Raw genomic sequence first — 19,664 nt, 5'->3', positions numbered from 1 at the left:
GGTGACGATTGCGGTTCATCTAGGGGCCTAGGGCCGGGATGTGCAACCCCGAGGGCTCTGCCGGGAACAGCTCAGCCTGCCGTTTCGTCTTCTGGGCAGAGCGGCGCAAGGCGTGATGAGGTCATCGACGAACCTGCGCCGGGCTTATCCCGCGGCCCGTAGCAGAGCGCGCAACGACTCCAGCGTGTCGATCTCTTCCACACCCTTGTCACGGCGCCAGCGTAGCATGCGTGGAAAGCGAAGGGCGATCCCGCTCTTGTGTCGCTGGCTTTGCTGGATCCCCTCGAAGCCGATCTCGAACACCAGCTCGGCTGGCACCTTGCGCACGGGTCCGAAGCGTTCCAGCGTGTTCTGCTGCACCCAGCGGGTGATTTCCGCGAATTCGGCGTCTGTCAGGCCGGAATAGGCCTTGGTGAACGGCACGATGGTGTTGCCGTCTCGCACGCCGAAGGTGAAATCGGTGAACAGGTTCGCGCGCCGCCCGTGCCCGGCCTGCGCGTAGAGCATAACCGCATCGACCGAGAAGGGATCGAGCTTCCACTTCCACCAGTCGCCCCGCCTGCGTCCGGCGAAGTAGGCGCTGGTCGCACGCTTCAGCATCACGCCCTCCGCGCCTTCGCCGCGGGCCGCGGCCCGGGTCGCGGCCAACGCCCCCCAGTCGGCGAAGGCGACCAGCGGCGAGGGTGCCAGCGGCAGGCCCGGGGGGAGCGCGGTCAGGATCGCCTCCAGCCGTGCGCGGCGGTCAGTGAAGGGCCGGTCGCGGATGTCCTCGCCCCGGTCCTCCAGCAGGTCATAGGCCAGAAGCCGCGCCGGGGCCTCGGCCAGAAGCGCCTTCGGCACCGTCTTTCGCCCGATCCGCCGTTGCAGCGCGGCAAAGGGCAGCGGCCGGCCCCGGTCCGCATCCCAGGCGAGCACCTCGCCATCGATCACCGTGCCGGCGGGCAGGAAATCGGCGAGCGGTGCAAGGTCGGGGAAGCGGTCGGTGATCAGCTCTTCGCCGCGCGACCACAGCGCAAAGGCGCAGGGCCGGGCGATCAGCTGGCCCCGGATGCCGTCCCACTTCCATTCTGCCAGCCAGCCGCCGGGCGGGCCGAGCGTTTCGGGTCCGCCCTCAAGCTGGCTGGCCAGCGCGAATGGATAGGGCCTGGCATCGCTACCGGCTTCCCCACTGATCAAGGTGGCAAAACTTGTGGTCGCAGGATCCCAGTCACCCATCAGGCGGTGGGCCAGGGTGGATTCCTCCACCCCGGTTGCCTGTGCCAGCGCCCGGGTCATCAGCCCCTGCGCCACACCCATGCGGAAGCCGCCAGTCAGAAGTTTGTTGTAAAGGAGGCGTTCGGTTGCGCCCAGTCCGGCCCAGGCCGCCAGCACGGCGGCTTTGCGCGCCTCGGGTGGCTGGCCGGACAGCCGGACCAGGCCACGGATCGCCTCATCAAGCTTCAGATCGGCGGCGGCATCAGGCGGGGGCAGCAAGAGGGCGATGGTTTCGGCCAGGTCGCCCACCACGGCATAGCTTTCTTCGAACAGCCAGTCCGGGATGCCCGCCGCCTCGGCCGCCCACAGCCGCAGCTCGGTAGCAGTCACGCTGCGCTGCGGGCGCCGCCCGGTCAGAAGTGCCACGGTCCAGACCCTGTCGGCCTCGGGGGCATGCCGGAAATAGTCGGTCAGCGCCGCGATCTTGGCACCGGTCTTCGTGGTGGCGTCGAGCGCGGCGAAGAGGGCGGCAAAGCGTTTCATCCGACCACCGCGGTGTCCACCTCTGCTTCCGCCTCGTCTCCGAACCGGGTTTCGACGATCCCGGCGTCGTAGCCCCGGGTCTGAAGCCACTTCCGGAAGACCGCAGTGTATCCGTGGGTGACAAAGACACGTTCCGCCCCCGTGGCCCGGATCGCCGCATTCAGGCCCGGCCAGTCGGCATGGTCCGACAGCACGAAGCCCGTTCCAAGCGCACGACGCCGGCGGATGCCACGCACGGCCATCCAGCCCGAGACGAAGGTTTCTTCCGAAGGGCCGAGCCGGGCCGACCAGGCCGATCCCAGGGCCGCTGGCGGCGCGATCACGATGGCGCCGGGGTGGGTTTTCCCGGTCACCTCGGGTGTGACGCGGATCGTGGGGGGCAGGGGGTAGCCCTGATCACGCAGCACCTGCGTCATTTCCTCGACCGCGCCGTGGGTCAGGATCGGGCCCAGGTCGGGCAGGGCGGCCAGCAGCCGCTGCGCCTTGCCGAAGCTGTAGGCGCCAAGGATCGAGGTCTTGCCTTCGGCGGCGTTTGCGGCCCACCAGCGTGCGATCCGATCCATGGTCACAGGCTGGGGTTCCCAGCGGAAGACGGGCAGGCCGAAGGTGCATTCGCTGACGAAGGCGTGACAGGGGACGGGCTCGAACCCTTCGGCCAGACCGTCGGCTTCGGTCTTGTAGTCGCCCGAAACGACCCAGGTCTGCCCGCCCACGGTCACACGGATCTGGGCCGATCCCGGCACATGCCCCGCAGGATGAAACGAGACCTCGGCCCCGCCGATCACCCGCGTTTCGCCATATGCGATCCCCTCTGCGGTGATCTGGCCCAGCCGCTTGCGCATCACCGGCAGGGCCTGATGGGTTGCCAGATAGGCACCCATCCCCCAGCGGGCGTGGTCGCTGTGGCCGTGAGTGATCAGGGCACGGGCCACCGGGCGCCAGGGGTCGATGTAGAAGTCTCCCGCCGCGCAGTAGATGCCGCGATCGGTGAAGCTGAGGACGGGACCGGCCATGCCGGAAGGGTAGCACGCGCGGTTTGCCCCGCAAGAGAGGCGGCCGCTTCCCCCGGGGCTCAGCCCTGCGGACGGCCACGCGCGATCAGCTTGCGGAACCGGGTCCGGTTCTCGCTGACGAAATGGTCGAAGGCAGCGCCAAGTCCGCTTGCCCGTCCCTTCAGATAGGCCGCCCCCGCAAGGCCGGCAATCGCCGCGCCAAGCGCATTCACCATGATGTCGCTCATCGTGTCGTCCAGTCCCGACTTCTGCATGTTCAGGCCGAAGATCTGGTCCATCCCGTATTCGAACACCTCCCAAAGGGCGCCAACGGTCATTGCGACGCAGAACGAAAGCACCCCGATCGCCCAGGGCGGCGCCGCATAGCGGTCGCCCTCGAACAGCATGAAGATCAGTAGGAAGCCCAGAATGCCGAAGCCCATGGCCGAACTTCCATGCAGCACCAGATCCCACCACCAGAGCCGGTTGTAAAAATCGTGCATCTCGCCAAGATAGATCGTGGACAGCACGAAGGCGGCGGCGGCGGCCAGGAAGCTGTTCGGCAGACGCAGACGCATCCGGCTGGCGACAAGCTGCGGCAGGAAAGTCAGCGCCAGGGCCGAGGTCGCGACAAAGATCGCCAGCCCGTTTCCGGTGACCACGCCGATCAGCGCCTCGGCACCGAGGAACAGGCGTATCGCGGTCAGAAGCAGTACGGAGGGCGCAGGCATCGGGGTTCCGGTTGGAAGGGCGTCAGCCCTATATTGGGGTCATGGAGCCGGAGTCAAAGCCACAGCTGCGCGTTGCCACCTGGAACATCAGGGCCGGGCTGGGCACAGACCTGCGCCGGGACGCGCAGCGGGTGCTTGATGCAATCGCCGCGCTGCGCGCCGATATCCTGGCCCTGCAGGAGGCCGACTTCCGACTGGGCGCGCGCCCCTCGGCCCTGCCGCGCGACGAGATCACCGAGCGGACAGGTCTGCTGCCCCTGCCGGTCGGTCGCAACTCGGCCAGCATCGGCTGGCACGGAAATGCCCTGCTGGTCCGGCCCGACTTCCGTCTTGTCGGGCTTGAACGGCTTGACCTGCCCGGGATCGAACCGCGCGGTGCGGTGATCGCCGACCTGGACGGACCCGGTGCCTTGCGGCTGGTGGGTGTGCATCTGGGCCTGTGGCGGGGATCGCGCCGCAAGCAGCTGGACGCGATCCGCGAGGCGGTTCTGCGTCACCCGGCGCGGCCGACCCTGATCCTGGGCGACTTCAACGAATATTCTCGGCGGGTCGGCCTTGGCCGCCTGACGCGCGCCTTCCGGCTGATGGATCCCGCGCCGACTTATCCCTCGCGACGGCCGACGCTGGCCCTGGACCGCATCGCCCATTCGCACGACCTGGAACTGGAACCCCTGGCCGTTCCCTGGCGGCAGGGGGTGCAGGTTTCGGACCACCTGCCCCTGCTGGCGCAGATGCGCTGGCTTTAGGCGGCTTGCGACAGGAGCGCCGGCGGGCAAGCCGTTTGTCCTCTTGTTGTCGGGTTGCGCCTTCTCCTCGGGGGCAAGGGGAGCTGCCCCTCGCGCTCACCAGGGTATTTGCGCAAGGAGCAAGTGCGGGATCGCCGAATGCCTGAAAAAAGGGCAGTTGGTCAGACGGCGGGCGGATTTTCCGTCCGGGGGGCTTTTCGCGGGCCGGGACCGCTGTTCTATTGGGTACAGGCGGGCCGGGGGTGACGGGTGGCGCAGTTCAACGAGATGTACCAGGGCACGGCGGTGCGGGCACCCTATGCGCGGCTGCAGGACTGGGTCGCAGCCATGCCGCAGGAACTGCGCAGCCTGAAGCAGGCCGAGGCCGAGGCGCTGTTCCGCCGGATCGGGATCACCTTCGCCGTCTATGGCGAGGGGGGCGACCCCGACCGGCTGATCCCCTTCGACATGTTTCCCCGCGTCTTTTCGGGCGCCGAATGGGCGCGGCTGGAAAAGGGAATCAAGCAGCGCGCGCGGGCGCTGAACGCCTTCCTCGTCGATGTCTACGGGCGCGGCGAGATCATCCGCGCGGGCCGCATCCCCGGGCAGCTGGTCTGGCAGAACGAGGCCTACGAGAAGGCGGTCGTCGGGTTCGTGCCGCCGAAGGGGGTCTATTCCCACATCGTCGGCATCGACATCGTGCGCACCGGCCCGGACGAGTTCTACGTCCTCGAGGACAACTGCCGCACGCCCTCGGGCGTGAGTTACATGCTGGAGAGCCGCGAGATCATGATGCGGATGTTCCCGGGCCTGTTCCGGGAAAACCGGATCGAGCCGGTGGACGGCTATTCCGAAAAGCTGCGCCGGACGCTGGCCAGCGTGGCGCCGAAGAAGTGCAAGGGCGATCCGGTGGTGGTGATCCTGACCCCGGGGCATTTCAACAGCGCCTATTACGAGCACAGCCTCTTGGCCGACCTGATGGGGGTGGAACTGGTCGAGGGGCAGGACCTGTTCGTGGATGGCGAGTTTGTCTACATGCGCACGACCGAGGGCCCGCGCCGGGTGGATGTGATCTACCGGCGGATCGACGATGCCTTTCTCGACCCCTTGTGCTTTCGCCCCGACAGCATGCTGGGCGTGCCGGGGCTGATGGACGTCTACCGCTCGGGCGGGGTGACGATCTGTTCGGCGCCGGGGGCGGGGGTCGCAGACGACAAGGCCGTCTACACTTACGTGCCTGAAATGGTGCGCTTCTATCTGGGGGAAGAGCCGATCCTGAAGAACGTGCCAACCTGGCAGTGCGGCAGGGCCGAGGATCTGGCCTATGTGCTGGACCACCTGCCCGACCTAGTGGTGAAGGAGGTGCATGGCTCCGGTGGTTACGGAATGCTGGTCGGGCCGAAATCGAGCCGCGAGGAGGTTGAGCGGTTCCGCGCGAAGCTGATCGAGGATCCTGGCAACTACATCGCGCAGCCGACGCTGGCCCTGTCCACCGTGCCGACCTTTGTCGAGGAAGGGCTGGCGCCGCGCCATGTGGACCTGCGCCCCTATTGCCTGGTGGGCGAGCGGATCGAACTGGTGCCCGGCGGGCTGACCCGCGTGGCCTTGAAGGAGGGGTCGCTGGTGGTGAACTCCAGCCAGCGTGGCGGGGTCAAGGATACCTGGGTGCTGGCGGAATGAGGGACGCCGGGCTCATGTCGCCGCAGTTTCCGGCTGGGCGGTGCCCCCCGTCCCCAGCCCTCCCCCACGCAGAGGGGATTGCCGCCAGGCAGGAGGTCCGCCCATGCTGAGCCGCACCGCCGACAACCTCTACTGGATCGCGCGCTACATGGAACGTGCCGATACGGTTGCCCGACTTCTGGAAGTGGGCAGCCGGATCAGCCTGATCCCGTCGGCCCACGGCTACCGCAGCGAATGGGACAGCCTGTTGCAGGCCAGCGGCATGGCTGCTGCCTTTGCGCAGAAATACGGCGACCCGGTGCAGCGCAACATCGAAAGCTTTCTCTTCTTCGACCGGGACAACCCCTCGTCGGTCGCAAGCTGCATCACGGCGGCACGGGAAAACGGGCGGATCGTGCGCACGGCGCTGACAAGCCAGGTCTGGGACGCGCTGAACACCGCGTTTCAGGAGCTGAAGCAGCTTGAACGCACCCCCCGGTCGGAACTGGAGCTGTCCCGCCTGACCGACTGGATCACCCGCCATGCCGCAATGGTGCGGGGGGAAATCGACGCGACGCAGCTTCGGAACGACGGGTTCAACTTCCTGAACATCGGCTATTATCTGGAACGCGGCGACAGCACGGCGCGGCTGATGGATGTGAAATACTATGTCCTTTTGCCTCGTGTGGATTTCGTGGGCTCGGGGCTTGACAACTACCAGTGGTCCACCCTGCTCCGCGCGATGGGGGCACAACGCGCCTTTCACTGGGCCTATGGCGGCGAAGTGACAGCGGCGAAGATCGCCGACTTCCTGATCCTGAACCCGCAGTCACCCCGGTCGCTGGCCACGTGTACCGCGGGAGTCGTGAATCATCTTGGCCGGATCGCAAAAGCCTATGGCCGCGAAACGCCGGCCCAGGCGAAGGCCCGGGCACTGCTGGCAGAAGTGGAAGGGACAACGGTTGATGCGATCTTCGACGAGGGACTGCACGAATACCTGACGCGCTTCATCCGCGATGTGTCCGACCTCGCGCTGTCAATCCATGATGCCTATCTGAGCGGAGAAATGCGCTGATGCGGCTGACGGTCGATCATGTGACGCGCTACAGCTATGACCATCCGGTGCGGTCAGTGGTGCAGAGCCACCGGCTGACCCCCTCGGTCTTTGCCGGACAGCAGGTCATCGACTGGGAGATCACGGTCAGCGAGGGCACTAAGGGTTCCACCCACCGCGACGGGGCTGGGGATCAGGTGCAGGGCTGGACCATTGCCGGGCCGGTCTCGGCTGTCGAGGTCCGGGTACGCGGCACGGTCGATACGACCGACCTTGCCGGCGTTCTGCGCGGACATCGCGAGACGGTCGCGCCCGAGGTCTATCTGCGCACGACCGCCCCGACCCGCGCCGATGTGGCGCTTGAAAGTCTGGCGCGGACTGTCGGCGATTCCGACCTGCTTTCCCTCGCCCATTCGCTGAGTACCCTGGTTTCCGAAGCGATCGCCTATCGCCCCGGCGTCACCCATGCCCATACCACCGCCGCCGAGGCGCTGGCGCTCGGCGAGGGCGTCTGCCGGGATCATGCCCATGCACTGATCGCAATGGCGCGGGTCCGCGGCATCGCGGCGCGCTATGTCTCGGGCTACCTCTTCGCCGCACAGGATGGCACCCCGCACGAGGCGGCGCATGCCTGGGCGGAACTGCATGTTCCGGGGCTGGGCTGGATCGGCTTCGACCCCGCAAACCGCTGCTGCCCGGATGACCGCTATATCCGCCTTGGTTCTGGCTTCGATGCGCAGGATGCGGCGCCCATTCGCGGTGTCGCCCGGGGAGGGGCGCGGGAAGCTATGGATGTGACCGTTGCGGTCCTGCAAGCCGCCCAATAGGGTGGCGCGGGATCAAGGGGACGGACGATGACCTACTGCGTGGGCCTTTTGCTGAACGAGGGGATGGTGCTGCTGTCGGATACGCGCACCAATGCGGGGCTCGACAACATCTCCACCTACCGCAAGATGTTTGCCTTCGAGGAGCCTGGCGAGCGTGTCATCGTCATCATGACGGCGGGCAGCCTGTCGGTCAGCCAGACAACGCTTGCCGAACTGCGCGAGGCGATCGAGGATCCCGATGCCACGCCAGATACCAGCATCATGCTGGCACCGACCATGCTGAAGGTGGCAGAGATCGTCGGTGACCGGCTGGCGAAGGTCCGGGCCGACATCGACCACAAGCTTTCCGCCGCGCAGGGCGCCTCGGCCAGCATGATCGTGGCCGGCCAGCGCCGGGGCGGGGCGATGCGGCTGTTCCTTATCTACCCCGAGGGCAATTTCATCGAGGCGACCGAGGACACCCCCTTCCTGCAGATCGGAGAGCACAAGTACGGCAAGCCGATTCTCGACCGCGTGGTGCGGCCCGAGACCAGCCTGGCCGATGCACAGAAGGCGGTTCTCTTGTCGATGGATTCGACGCTGCGATCGAATCTTTCCGTTGGCATGCCGCTGGATCTTTGCGTGATCGAACGGGATGCCTGCCGTGTGACCCTGAAACGCCGGATCGAGGCCGGTGACCCCGCCTTCCGCGCGATGAGCGATGCCTGGTCCAACGCGCTCCGCGACGGATTCGCGCGGATCGTGATCTGAGGCTTGGAATTGCCGCAATCCGCGCCTACCTTGGGATCATAGCATGGAGGGTCCGATGCCAGAGCTCGTCCGCCTGTACATCCGCAGCGTCGCCTTGGGTTTTGCAGTCTCGGCTGTCTTTACGGGCGGCCTTGTCTGGTGGGATGTGGCAGGTATCGGGCATCTGATCCTGGGGTCGGACATCGGCCTGGTCGCTGCGGTGATGATGGTGGTGTTCAACGGCATCGTCTTTTCGGGCGTGCAGTTCGGCTTCAAGGTCATGGCCATGGCGGAAGACCAGGATGGGCCCGGCGGCGGCCATGGCGCGCGCGAGCCGGTCTTGGTTCCGGTGCCTGCGGTCAGCCGCAAGGCAAGGTTTATCCGCCGCTAGCCCGTGCGCGCAATTGCTGCGCCGTGTATCGCGACATCTCCGAAGTGTTGATCCGCAGACATGCACTCGGGCGGCTTGGCGCGTCGTGTGACGTGCGGGGCTTGGCTTTCCGCCCTGATGATGCAGGTATCCAAGCTGTTCGCCTGGAGGGGAACGTTTGGACCTGCAACTGATCAAGACCTTTCTGGAAGTGGCTGCTACCGGGTCGTTCGGGGCCGCTGCCGGGCGGCTGTTCGTGACCCAATCGGCCGTATCCCTGCGGGTGCAGCGGTTGGAGGATCAGCTTGGCCGGCCGCTGTTCGAACGCACGAAGGGTGGCGTCATCCTGACGCCTGCGGGCCGAGAGTTCCGGGGTTTCGCCACGATGATCCTGCGCAACTGGGAACAGGCACGTCAGCGTGTCAGCGCCCTGGATGGCGCGGCAAACAGCCTGGCGATCGGGGCCGAAAGCACGCTGTGGCCTCGGTTCGGTTTCCGCTGGATCGACCGGTTGCGCGAACAGCACCCCGAGCTTGAGATCAGGGCCGTGCTGGCCGAACCCGACAGCCTGGTGCAGATGGCACTGTCGGGCGAGGTGCAGGTGATGCTGACGCACGGGCCGCTCGACCGGCCGGGGCTGCATTCGGAACGGCTGATCGAGGAACAGCTGGTCATGGTCTGCCCCTGGCCCGACGCCACAGTGGAAAGCGTGACCCCTGCCTACACGCTGGTCGACTGGGGACCAGAGTTCCTGCGCTTTCACGAAGCTGCGCTGCCGGGGCTTGCCACGCCGCGACTGATGCTGAATGACGGGGCGATGGCCGCCTGGTTCCTGCGCTCGCGGCCCTGCGCGGCCTATATTCCGACGCGGCTAGCCCATGCCTCGCTGGAAACAGGGCAGCTTTTCGCGGTGCAGGACGCGCCCGGGTTCAGCCTTGCCTCTTGGGTAGTCTGGCGCGAGGACACCGATGAAAGCCTGCGGTCTGTTGCGGAAAGCGCACTGTCCGAAACCCTTGCCGCCGTCCGCGAGGAGGCAAGCGAGGTGCTTGAACATCTGTGAGCACTTGAGATCACCTCCGTGCATAGGCCTGATTTTCCCGGGTTTTTGCCGGAGCAGTGGCAGCGCCTGGGATTTTCGGCGGCCGGATCAAGAGCGAGGGGTCACGAATAATTCTTGAGACCCTCTCAAGTATTTCAAATTTTTCTTCGAGAAATCAGCATCTTATCTCTGCCTCACCGAAGCGGGGCCATCCCGGCCCGCCATAACCAAGTGAGGTCTGACGATGAAAAAGACGCTTCTTCTGACGGTTCCCGCCTTGGCACTGACCATGGCGCTGCCCGCTGTCGCGCAGGACAGCATCACCGGCATCCGCGATCTGAACGACCGGATCGAGGAAATCGAAACCGATGTCGCCGACGATCTTGCGCGGTCAGAAGACGCGGCGCGCTTTGCCTTCCCCGAATTCCGCCCGGGCTTTTCTGGCAGCGCGGCGCTCGGTTACACGGCCCGCACCGGCAACACCGAAAGCCAGGATTTCAATCTGGGCGTCCGGCTGCGCTATGCGCAGGGCCCCTGGGTGCAGACCCTGGGCGTCGCGGTCGACTTTGCCGAGGATGGGGGCACCAGGACCAGGGAAGACATCTTCATGGTCTATGACGCCAACTACTACCTGAACGACCGCTTCTACCTGTTCGGTCTGGCGCGTGCCGAACGTGACGGCCTGGCCTCGACCGCGGGCGAGATCGCGCGCGATGGATTTGTCGGCGTGGGTCCGGGCTACCGCCTGGTGAACACCGAGGACATGGCCTGGCGCATCCAGGCGGGTGTGGGGGTAAGCTATCTTCAGGATGGCACCGGCGCCTCGACCACCGAGGAAGGTGTCATCGCCTCGTCCCGGTTCTTCTACAGGCTCTCCGATTCCGTGTTTCTGACCAACGATACTGACGTTCTGAACTCCAGCGCCGCGCTGCGCGCCAGCAACGATTTCGGCGTGAACTTCAAGGTCAGCGACACGCTGTCGACCAGGGTCAGCTATCTGACCGACTACAACGACGCGCGTGACATCAGAACGGACAATCGACTGGGTGTGTCGCTGGTGGTCGGCTTCTGACCCCGGATGCCCAAGGCACCATCCAGGCCGGGGCAGGGTGACCTGCTCCGGTCTTTCTGTTTCCATGTCTGGGGGTGGCGGGCCCGCAGCAACCGTGAGAGCCGGGGTTTTCCCGAGAGCCAGAGGTCTCAGGTGGGCGCCAGATACCCGGACCAGGATCCGGGCAGAGCCAGCCCCCGTTCGCTTGCTTATCGGCCACTGGAAAATTGGCCCCGCACGCGAGGAGCAGCACCCGCCATTGTAGAACATAGGCGCCGAAGCAGCGCGCCGCAACCCATCGCGCCCGAAGGGTCCGGGCAGACAATTTCGGGTCCGTGCGTGGCCGATTGCCTGGGTCAGCAGGCGGGGTGGACAGATGTTCACCTTTGGTTCATATCTTGCGCATGGATCAGCCTTCCATTCCTGCTTTCGAAGACCTGCCGCCGCGTCCCGGCCAGCGGCTGCAACGCGGTGTCTGTCGCGGTCTTCGCGCGCTGGATTTCGTCTGTGTCGAGGAGCTGATCCCTGCCCCCGGCCTGCGCGTCGATGTGATGGCGCTGGGCCCCAGGGGCGAGGTCTGGGTCGTCGAATGCAAGTCGGGCCGCGCCGATTTTCGCGCCGACCGGAAGTGGCAGGGTTATCTGGACTGGTGCGACCGCTTCTTCTGGGCAGTGGATGCGGATTTCCCGGTCGAGCTTCTGCCCGAAGATACCGGGCTTATCCTTGCCGATCCCTGGGATGCGGAAGTGGTGCGCATGGCACCCGAAGCGCCCCTGTCGGGGGCGCGGCGCAGGGTCGTGCTGCGCACCTTCGCGCGCGTGGCGGCCAGCCGACTGCAGGATCTGCGCGATCCGGGCTTTGCCGCGGTCACGGAATTGGACAGGTTTCCCTGACGGATCAGTTGCGGAAACCGGCCTGACCCGTCTGTCAGCGTTTCTTCGGTTTCCCGGCCGGTCCTGCGCCCATTGACCGCGCGACTTCGGCCGCAGCGCGCAGTTCCTCGGCGATTTCCTCGGCCTCGTCGGGATCGAAGTCCAGCGGCAGCTCGATCCCGCCCTCGGCTTCGACATAGATCCTTACCATGCCCGCGTCGGTCGGTCCGATCTGCAGATTGGCGGCGATGTCGCTGGGGGAGTTGATGCCCATGTCTCTCTCCGGCGGTTTTCGGCCACGTAGCGGTCGGGGTCATGCGGCGCAAGCGGAATCATAGCGTCATGCCCCGCGAAGGTGCTTGCAATCCCGGGGGAGGGGGGCTAAATCGCCCGCGAGTGCCGCCTTAGCTCAGTTGGTTAGAGCACCAGATTGTGGATCTGGGGGTCCCCCGTTCGAGCCGGGGAGGCGGTACCATCCGAACAGGCCTGCGTGCCGACCGTCCTTCCTGACAATTTTTTGCGTTCTGATCCGGGTCCAGGCCCGCCTTGGCCCGGCGATGGGTGCTGCCAGCTGAAGCCGCCCGATGAAAGCGGCAATCCCTTGTGGCCAGAACATGAAGCGCCGCATATTCTGGTGCCAGACCGGCCTGAGACCGGCGCAGTTCAAGGGAGGCCCGAATGACAGTCTGTTTCGTGACCGACAGAGACCTTCGCTTCGGCGACTGCGACATTTCCGGCACCGCCTATTACCCGGCCTATCTGAACATCCTGAACGGCGTGGTCGAGGAATTCTGGGCCCACATCGGTTGGCCCTGGCACGAAATCATCTGGAAGGAACGTTGGGGCACGCCGACGGTACATCTGTCCTGCGATTTCTCGAAACCTTCGTTCTTCGGTGACCGGCTGACCTTCCGGGTCTCGATCCTCAAGGTCGGCAGATCTTCGGTCCGGCTGCGCCATACGATCCACTGCGGCGATGAGCACCGCTGGTCGGTAGAACAGGTGCTGGCGGCAAGCTGGCTGGACAGCCACACCTCGATGCCCTGGCCGGAAGAGGTGAAGGCGAAGCTGGAAAGCCTGATGCACCAGCCCGCAGCCGAACACCGTCCCGTGGGTGCGCCTCAGCCCCACGGCTGATTGGGATCGGGCAACGGGATCGCTGACAGCAGTTCGCGCGTGTAGTCGGCCCGGGGTTCGCAGAACAGGTCCGGCGTCGGACGGTTCTCGACGATCGTGCCCTGGTAAAGCACGATGGTGTGCTGGCAAAGCCGCCGGATCACCGACAGGTCGTGGCTGATGAAGGCCAGCGTCAGGCCGAGATCCTTCACGAGGCGCTCCAGCAGGTTCAGCACCTGCGCCTGCGACGACACGTCCAGGCCGGACACGATTTCGTCGGCAAGGATGAAATCAGGTTCCAGCGCGATGGCGCGGGCGATGCCCACGCGCTGGCGCTGGCCGCCGGACAGTTCGTGCGGGTAGCGGGCGGCGAAGGACTGCGGCAGTCCAACCTGATCCAGCGCGCGGGCGACACGGGCGGGAATGCCGTCGAAACCGTGCAGGCGAAGGGGTTCGGCGATAATCGTGCCGACCCTGTGGCGCGGGTTCAGCGAGGATAACGGATCCTGAAAGATCATCTGGAACCGCCGCCGCAATGGCCGCAGGGCCGCATCGGAAAGGTGGGTGAGGTCGGTGCCGCCGAAGCGGATCGCCCCGCCCGATGGCTCCAGCAGCCGCACAAGTGCCCGGCCCAGCGTGGACTTGCCCGATCCCGAACCGCCGACGATGCCGACTGCCGCGCCTTTTGGTATGGTGAAGGTCAGGCCCTTCAGGATCTCGATCCGTGGGGCGGCACCCAGCAGCGGCTTCGCGGTCATGTCCGCCAGCGACAGGCGCAGATTCTGCACCTCGTAAAGGTCAGCCATGCGCCACCTCCCGATCGAAGGCGGCGACCTCGGCCCTGACGGCCTCGATCACGGCGTCGGGCACGGGGTTCAGCCCAGCGGTGGGGTCGGTGTATTTCGGCGTGGCCGCAAGAAGGGCCGCCGAATAGGGATGGCGCGGTGCGCGGAAGAAATCGGCCACGCGGGCATCCTCGACCACCATGCCGGAATAGAGGACCGAGAGCCGCTGGCAAACCTTCGAGACCACGCCCAGGTCATGTGTGACGAACAGGATCGCGGTGCCGTGCCGCGCCTGCATGCCGGCGATCAGCTTCAGGATCTGCTTCTGCACCGTAACGTCCAGCGCCGTGGTTGGTTCATCCGCCACGATCAGCCGCGGTTCGGCCGCAAAGGCCGAGGCGATCAGGATGCGCTGGCGCATGCCTCCCGAAAGCTCGTGCGGGTAGGATCGCATCACCCGATCGGGATCAGGGATCTGCACCTCGGCCAGCAGTTCGCGGGCCCGGGCGTCAGCGTTTCGGCGCGTCCAGCCAAGGATGTCCACCAGCCGGTCGGTGATCTGGGGCCCGATCCGGTGGCTGGGGTTCAGCGCGGTCAGCGGGTCTTGCGGGATCAGCGCGCAACTGGCCCCGATGCGGCGGCGCCGGTCGGCCGGGGGCAGGCGCAGAAGATCGGTGCCCTCCAGCAGGATCTCGCCCCCCGTGATCTCCACCGATGGCGGCAGGATGCCCAGCACCGCCTTGCCGATCATCGACTTGCCGGCGCCGGATTCGCCCACCAGCCCCCGCACCTCGCCAGGGGCAAGGTCCAGCGAGACGCGCCGCAAAAGCGGCGGGCCCTTCCGCAGCCGGACGGACAGGTTGCGGATCACCAGCGCGGTCATCGCAGCACCGGGTCGAAGCGGTCCTTCAATCCTTCGCCCAGCTGGCTGAAGGACAGGACAGTAAGGAACAGCGTGACCAGGGGCGCGACCAGCACCCACCACGCTTGATGTATGGAGGCCCGGCCTTCCGAGATCATGCCGCCCCAGGTCGGGTCGTCGGTCGAGATCGACAGGTTCACGAAGCTGAGGATCGCCTCGACGATCACTGCGATGCCCATTTCCAGCGTCAAGAGCACCACGATGGTCGGCAGCACGTTGGGCAGTATCTCGCGGATCAAGGTGCTGATCCGCCCGCGCCCGGCCACGCGGGCCGAGGCAACGTAATCCATCGCGCCCTGGGCCATTGCCTCGGCCCGGACGACGCGCGCAAAGCGGGTCCAGTCGATGACGACGATGGCGATGATGATCGACATCAGGCCAGGGCCGAGTACGGCAATGAGAAGGATCGAGAACAGGACCGGCGGAAAGGCCATCCATATGTCGATCAGGCGGCTGATCACCATATCGACCCAGCCGCGCAGGAACCCGGCCAGAAGCCCCAGGGTCGCCCCGACAATACAAGTGATCGTCCCGGCGACCAGCGCCACAGTAAGCGCCACCCGCGCGCCATGGATGAGGCGCGAAAGCACATCACGCCCCAGCGAATCCGTGCCCAGCCAGTAGCCGGGTTCCGCGCCGGTCATCCAGAACGGGGGCATTCGGCCAAGGAACAGATCCTGCGCCAGGGGATCCTTCGGCGCGACCCAGGGTGCAAGCAGGGCAGCAAGGCAGAGCAGGGTCAGCCACCCGGCCGACAGCCACAGCCGCAGCCCCGCGCGGCGCCGGACAAGGGTGCGTCCGTCAAGCATGGCGCAGCCTCGGGTTCAGGACGGCATAAAGCAGATCCACGATCAGGTTCACTGCGGTGAAGATCACGGCAAACAACAGCACGATCCCCTGGATCAGCGGCAGGTCGCGGTTGATCACCGCGTCGATGGCCATGTTGCCAAGGCCCTCATAGCTGAACAGCCGCTCGATGATCACCGTGCCGCCGATCAGGAAGGTGAACTGTACGCCAACCAGCGTCAGCGTAGGCAGGGCTGCGTTGCGCAGGGCCTCGCGCAGGATCACGCGCGTCTCGCCATAGCCCTTGGTGCGGGCAAGCGTGACGTAATCCAGGTTCATCGTTTCCTTCAGGCTCTGCTTCAGGAGCTGCCCGATGATCGCGGCCAGCGGGATCGCCAGCGCCAGCGCGGGCATGAACATGTGCGCCACGATGTCGGCCCACAGGTCGAAGCGCAGCCGGATCAGGCTTTCGAACAGGTAGAAGTTCGTGGAGAAGGGCAGGTCGAGCGAGGGCGTCACCCGGCCCGAGATATGGAAGACCGGCATCAGAACGCCAAACAGCAGGATCAGGATCAGCCCCCACAGAAAATCCGGCACCGACAGCGCCATGCCGTTGGCCACGTCGATCGCGCCTTCTGTCCGCCCGCCGCGGTAGCGCGTGCCGGTCAGTGCCGCCGCTCCGCCCAGCACCACGGCCATGACCAGTGCCATGACCGACAGCTCCAGTGTCGCGGGCAACCGGCCAAGGACCAGCCCGAGCACCGGCTGGCGCGTGGAGATCGAGGTGCCGAAGTCGCCCTGCAGGACGCCTGAAACCCAGATCCAGAACTGGGTCACCAACGGCTTGTCCAGGCCGTAAAGTGCCGACAACCGGGCGATGTCTGCCTCGGTTGCACCCGGCGGCAACATCATGGCGATGGGGTTGCCGGGCACGACCCGGATCACGAAGAAGACGATCACCGCAACACCCGCAAGGGTGACGACGGTCGTCAGAAGCCGCAGAAGAAGGATGCGAAGGATTGGCATCGGCCCCGGTAGGGGCAATCTGCCCCTTCATTCTTTCCACAAGTATCCTACGGGGGGCCGGGGGGTGCCCCCCGGTTCCGTCGTCAGGCCATTACGCCCGCTTCATCAGATGCGGCAGCAGTGCGCCCGAGGCATGCGGCGTCACCACCACGCCCGGGGCGTGCAGGATCGGCTGGACATATTGCAGAAGCGGGATGACCAGCGCGTTTTCCGCGATGTAACGGTCCACCGCCTTCCAGCCCTCGATCCGCTTCTCCTCGTCCTTCTCACCCCACAGCGGCCCGATCATGTCGATCAGATCCTGCCCGTCCCAGACCGAATGCGGGCTGGGGCCGAACATGGCAAATCCCGTCGAGGTCGTCGGGTCGCCCACCGAGTTGCCCCAGTTGTAGAAGGCCGCCGGGGCCAGCTGGTCGGCCGCGCGCAGTTCGTAATGCTTGGCGATCTCGTAGACCTCGATCTCGGCCTCGATCCCGACCTTGCGCCACAGCCCGACGATGGCCTGGATCATCTCGTAATCCTTGGGCTTGAAGCCCTTGGTGGTCTGGATCTTGAACTTCACCGGATTGTCCGGCCCGTAGCCCGAGGCCGCCAGCAGTTCCATCGCCTTCTCGGGGTTGTATTCTACGGTGATCGAGGGATCGTAGGCGTCGTATTCGGGGGTTTGCAGCGTGTCGATCTTCACGCCATAGCCCGACAGAAGCCGGTCGATGATCGCCTGCTTGTCGATCGCATGGGCCGCGGCCTTGCGGACGTTCGGGTCCAGCATCACGTCGATGTCGTTCAGGAAGATCATCCCGATGTCCGAGATCGGCGCCGCAACGCCGGCCAGCGGGCCGCCCTTGAGCCGGTCATATTCCTCGTACGGCATTTCCAGCGTGACGTGGCTGTTGCCTGATTCCACCTCGGCCACCCGGGCGGCGGCGTCGGGGACGAACTTGATCGTTACGGTCTCGAATTCCGGCTTGCTGCCCCAGTAGTTGGGGTTGGCCTTCAGCCGCACGAAGGCGTTCCTTTCGAAGCTGTCCACCATGTAGGGGCCGGTGCCGATGGGTTTGGCCTCGAAGCCCTCGGGGCCGACCTTTTCGTAATAGGCCTTGGGCAGGACATAGCCGGTCAGGAAATACATCCACTTGAAGATCGTCGGGTCGAACTGCACCACATCGGCAATCACGCGGTTGCCCTCGACCCGGTGGTTGGCCAGCGTCCCCCAGACGAACTGGATCGGGCTGCCGGTTTCAGGATTTGCCACGCGCGCGAGGTTCCAGGCCACGTCCTCGGCGGTGAAGGGGCTGCCGTCATGCCAGGTCACGCCCTCGCGCACGGTCATCCAGACCTGGGTCTTGTCATCGTTCCAGCCCCATTCGGTCAGAAGGCCGGGGGCGGGTTTCAGGTCGGGCTGTTGCAGGATGTACTGGTCGAAGACCGACTGGTAGATCCCCTGGATCGTCGGGTTCACCGCGCTAGGGCCCACCGTCGGATCCCACGAGGGCAGGTTGACGTTGTAGGCGATCACCAGCTCGTCGATTCCTTGCGCGGCGGCGGGCAGGCCGAGGCCGCCCAAGGCAGCCGATGCGGCGGACAGCTTCAGAAGGCTGCGGCGGTTGAGGTTCATTTCCGTTTTCCCTGTTGGTGGTTCTTGGTCATGTATCAGTTGCCGGCCAGCTTCCGCGCAAGCAGAAACCCCGGCCCTGCGCCGGTGCCCGCGCCGGGCCAGACGGCGGCTCCGGTCAGGTGCAGGTTGGCAATGGGGGTTGATCCGTCGGCATGGCCGCGCACGGGGCGGAACAGGAAATGCTGCGCCAGATGGTGGCTTCCGCAGACCTGATCGCCCCCGACGAGGTTGGGGTTGTCGGCCTCCAGCTCGACCGGCGTCACGATCCGGCGCGCCAGGATCTTCGCGCGGGTGCCGGGGGCGTGGGCCTCAAGGATCGACAGCGCGCGTTCGGCAAAGGGTTCGGCGGCCTCGGCCCAGCCGGTCGCGCTGATTTCGCCCTTCGCGTCGCCGGCGATGGTGCCGGGGGCCATGCGGACCTGCACCCAGAGGACGTGTTTCCCCTCTGGCGCGCGGGAGGGGTCGAACACGGTGGGCTGGCCCACGACAAGGATCGGCTCGTCCGGCAACTGGCCCGCCAGCGCCTGGGCATAGGTTCGCGCCATCTGGTCCAGGCTGGGGGCCAGGTGGACATAGGCATGGCGCTGTAGCACCGCGCCCGCGCGCCAGTCGGGCAGCGCGTCCATTGCCAGATGGATCATCATGGTGCCAGGCGCATGACGGAACGTCTGCAAAGCGCCGTCGAAGGCAGGGGTTGTGCCGCGGGTCAGCCGGGCCAGGGCCCGGGGGGCGACACCGGCGATCACGGCCCGTCGGGCCGCGATCCGTCGGCTGTCGGCCAGCTCGATTCCTGACGCCCTGCCACCCTGATGCAGGATGCGGGTGACGGTAGCCCCGGTTTCCACCATCCCGCCGCGCGCCTTGATTGCAGCGACCAGCGCCCGCGTCACCGTATCCGCGCCGCCCTGGCCGATGACCATCCCGAAGGCCTGGCCCGCCATCCCCTCCAGATAGGGGAACATTGCGCCGCCAGCGACATCGGGGGCGAAATCCAGGTGCATCCCCCAGGCGCCCAGCATCGCACGGACATGCGGGTGCTCGAAGGTTTCCTCCAGCCAGGCGCGGGGAGAGGACAGAAGGAACCGGCCCATGTCCAGCGTGCCGCCAATACCCTTTGCACGCAGTGTTTTGAACATGAAATATGCAAGCGCACGAAAGCGCATGGGCGAGCCGAGAAGGCCGAACAGATGCGGCGCCTCTGCCCCGAAGCCGTCACACAGGCGTGTCCAGGTTTCGGCATCACGCGGCGACACTGCGCGGATTGCGGCCAGCGTCTCGGTCCGGTCAGTCGAGACGCCGACCCATGAGCCGTCAGGGAAGGAGGATGAAAAGGGCCGGTCCACAGGAACGAAGGCGCAGCCGTGGCGGCCCAGTTCTTCACCATATCTCTGGAAAAACGCGCTTCCGGCAAAAAGCGAAAGGTTCATCGCCGCCCAGTCGTGGCGAAAGCCCGGCAGGGTGTATTCGCCGGTCTTGACCGCGCCCCCTGCCACGCCTGCCTGTTCGAACACCCCGACCTTCCAGCCCCTTGCGGAAAGGTGCAGGGCAGCGGCCAGCGTGTTGTGGCCCGCCCCGATCAGGACTGCGTCAAAGTCGTTGGCCATGTTCCTCCGCCACCCATGACGCGG

General features: G+C 66.0%; 20 protein-coding genes and 1 tRNA gene. 11 read left to right on the top strand and 10 right to left on the bottom strand.

What is annotated here, in order from left to right:
• Positions 1-144: 144 nt before the first annotated feature.
• From EYB42_RS11670 to EYB42_RS11660, 3 genes are read right to left on the bottom strand one after another with little or no spacing between them, the layout of a single operon-like run.
• A complete protein-coding gene (locus tag EYB42_RS11670; protein WP_135450288.1) occupies positions 145-1,737 on the bottom strand; it encodes an ATP-dependent DNA ligase in 1,593 nt (530 codons plus the stop codon).
• A complete protein-coding gene (locus EYB42_RS11665; protein WP_135450287.1) occupies positions 1,734-2,750 on the bottom strand; it encodes a ligase-associated DNA damage response exonuclease in 1,017 nt (338 codons plus the stop codon). The genes EYB42_RS11670 and EYB42_RS11665 overlap by 4 nt, the downstream gene beginning before the upstream one ends.
• Before the next feature lie 59 nt (positions 2,751-2,809).
• Complete coding sequence (locus tag EYB42_RS11660; RefSeq protein WP_135450286.1) at positions 2,810-3,460, bottom strand: hypothetical protein; 651 nt, start codon at positions 3,458-3,460, stop codon at positions 2,810-2,812.
• 41 nt (positions 3,461-3,501) lie between these two features.
• Between EYB42_RS11660 and EYB42_RS11655 the strand changes: the two genes are divergently transcribed.
• From EYB42_RS11655 to EYB42_RS11615, 9 genes are all read left to right on the top strand, one after another.
• On the top strand, positions 3,502-4,206 hold the full coding sequence (locus EYB42_RS11655; RefSeq protein WP_135450285.1) for an endonuclease/exonuclease/phosphatase family protein: 705 nt from the start codon (positions 3,502-3,504) through the stop codon (positions 4,204-4,206).
• A 267-nt stretch (positions 4,207-4,473) separates the two neighbouring features.
• On the top strand, positions 4,474-5,865 hold the full coding sequence (locus EYB42_RS11650) for a circularly permuted type 2 ATP-grasp protein (RefSeq protein ID WP_135450343.1): 1,392 nt from the start codon (positions 4,474-4,476) through the stop codon (positions 5,863-5,865).
• Positions 5,866-5,968: 103 nt separating this feature from the next.
• Positions 5,969-6,919: an alpha-E domain-containing protein gene (locus tag EYB42_RS11645; protein ID WP_135450284.1), complete on the top strand. Its 951-nt coding sequence runs from the start codon at positions 5,969-5,971 to the stop codon at positions 6,917-6,919.
• Positions 6,919-7,725 carry a transglutaminase family protein gene (locus EYB42_RS11640; protein ID WP_135450283.1) on the top strand — a complete coding sequence of 269 codons (807 nt, stop codon included), beginning with the start codon at positions 6,919-6,921 and terminating at the stop codon, positions 7,723-7,725. The genes EYB42_RS11645 and EYB42_RS11640 overlap by 1 nt, the downstream gene beginning before the upstream one ends.
• A 27-nt stretch (positions 7,726-7,752) precedes the next feature.
• Positions 7,753-8,475 carry a proteasome-type protease gene (locus EYB42_RS11635; RefSeq protein WP_135450282.1) on the top strand — a complete coding sequence of 241 codons (723 nt, stop codon included), beginning with the start codon at positions 7,753-7,755 and terminating at the stop codon, positions 8,473-8,475.
• 55 nt (positions 8,476-8,530) lie between these two features.
• On the top strand, positions 8,531-8,845 hold the full coding sequence (locus EYB42_RS11630; RefSeq protein WP_205909980.1) for a hypothetical protein: 315 nt from the start codon (positions 8,531-8,533) through the stop codon (positions 8,843-8,845).
• A gap of 157 nt (positions 8,846-9,002) precedes the next feature.
• Complete coding sequence (locus EYB42_RS11625; RefSeq protein ID WP_135450281.1) at positions 9,003-9,884, top strand: LysR family transcriptional regulator; 882 nt, start codon at positions 9,003-9,005, stop codon at positions 9,882-9,884.
• A gap of 223 nt (positions 9,885-10,107) precedes the next feature.
• Positions 10,108-10,935 (top strand): DUF481 domain-containing protein, encoded by an 828-nt coding sequence (locus EYB42_RS11620; RefSeq protein WP_135450280.1) that lies wholly within the window; start codon positions 10,108-10,110, stop codon positions 10,933-10,935.
• A gap of 383 nt (positions 10,936-11,318) precedes the next feature.
• A complete protein-coding gene (locus EYB42_RS11615) occupies positions 11,319-11,807 on the top strand; it encodes an MmcB family DNA repair protein (protein WP_135450279.1) in 489 nt (162 codons plus the stop codon).
• Positions 11,808-11,841: 34 nt separating this feature from the next.
• Here EYB42_RS11615 and EYB42_RS11610 read toward each other — a convergent pair whose 3' ends face one another.
• Positions 11,842-12,060 (bottom strand): DUF6324 family protein, encoded by a 219-nt coding sequence (locus tag EYB42_RS11610; RefSeq protein WP_135450278.1) that lies wholly within the window; start codon positions 12,058-12,060, stop codon positions 11,842-11,844.
• A gap of 124 nt (positions 12,061-12,184) precedes the next feature.
• Between EYB42_RS11610 and EYB42_RS11605 the strand changes: the two genes are divergently transcribed.
• Positions 12,185-12,261 (top strand) — tRNA-His (locus EYB42_RS11605).
• Between the two features lie 203 nt (positions 12,262-12,464).
• Positions 12,465-12,923, top strand: coding sequence for an acyl-CoA thioesterase (locus EYB42_RS11600; RefSeq protein ID WP_135450277.1), 459 nt, complete (start codon positions 12,465-12,467; stop codon positions 12,921-12,923).
• Here the strand turns inward: EYB42_RS11600 and EYB42_RS11595 are convergent.
• The 6 genes from EYB42_RS11595 to EYB42_RS11570 form a co-directional block, all read right to left on the bottom strand.
• Entirely contained in the window at positions 12,908-13,708 is an 801-nt protein-coding gene (locus EYB42_RS11595) for an ATP-binding cassette domain-containing protein (protein ID WP_135450276.1), read from the bottom strand. The genes EYB42_RS11600 and EYB42_RS11595 overlap by 16 nt on opposite strands.
• Entirely contained in the window at positions 13,701-14,570 is an 870-nt protein-coding gene (locus tag EYB42_RS11590) for an ABC transporter ATP-binding protein (RefSeq protein WP_135450275.1), read from the bottom strand. The genes EYB42_RS11595 and EYB42_RS11590 overlap by 8 nt, the downstream gene beginning before the upstream one ends.
• Positions 14,567-15,418: an ABC transporter permease gene (locus EYB42_RS11585; protein ID WP_135450274.1), complete on the bottom strand. Its 852-nt coding sequence runs from the start codon at positions 15,416-15,418 to the stop codon at positions 14,567-14,569. The genes EYB42_RS11590 and EYB42_RS11585 overlap by 4 nt, the downstream gene beginning before the upstream one ends.
• On the bottom strand, positions 15,411-16,421 hold the full coding sequence (locus EYB42_RS11580; RefSeq protein ID WP_135450273.1) for an ABC transporter permease: 1,011 nt from the start codon (positions 16,419-16,421) through the stop codon (positions 15,411-15,413). Before EYB42_RS11580 ends, EYB42_RS11585 begins: the two co-directional genes overlap by 8 nt.
• A gap of 91 nt (positions 16,422-16,512) precedes the next feature.
• Positions 16,513-18,036: an ABC transporter substrate-binding protein gene (locus EYB42_RS11575; RefSeq protein WP_135450272.1), complete on the bottom strand. Its 1,524-nt coding sequence runs from the start codon at positions 18,034-18,036 to the stop codon at positions 16,513-16,515.
• A 35-nt stretch (positions 18,037-18,071) separates the two neighbouring features.
• Entirely contained in the window at positions 18,072-19,640 is a 1,569-nt protein-coding gene (locus EYB42_RS11570; protein WP_135450271.1) for a phytoene desaturase family protein, read from the bottom strand.
• Positions 19,641-19,664: the final 24 nt, after the last annotated feature.

The organism is Tabrizicola caldifontis (genome assembly GCF_004762095.1).
In the GTDB taxonomy this organism is placed as follows: Bacteria; Pseudomonadota; Alphaproteobacteria; order Rhodobacterales; family Rhodobacteraceae; genus Tabrizicola; species Tabrizicola caldifontis.
This window is presented reverse-complemented; position numbering and strand designations above follow the sequence as displayed.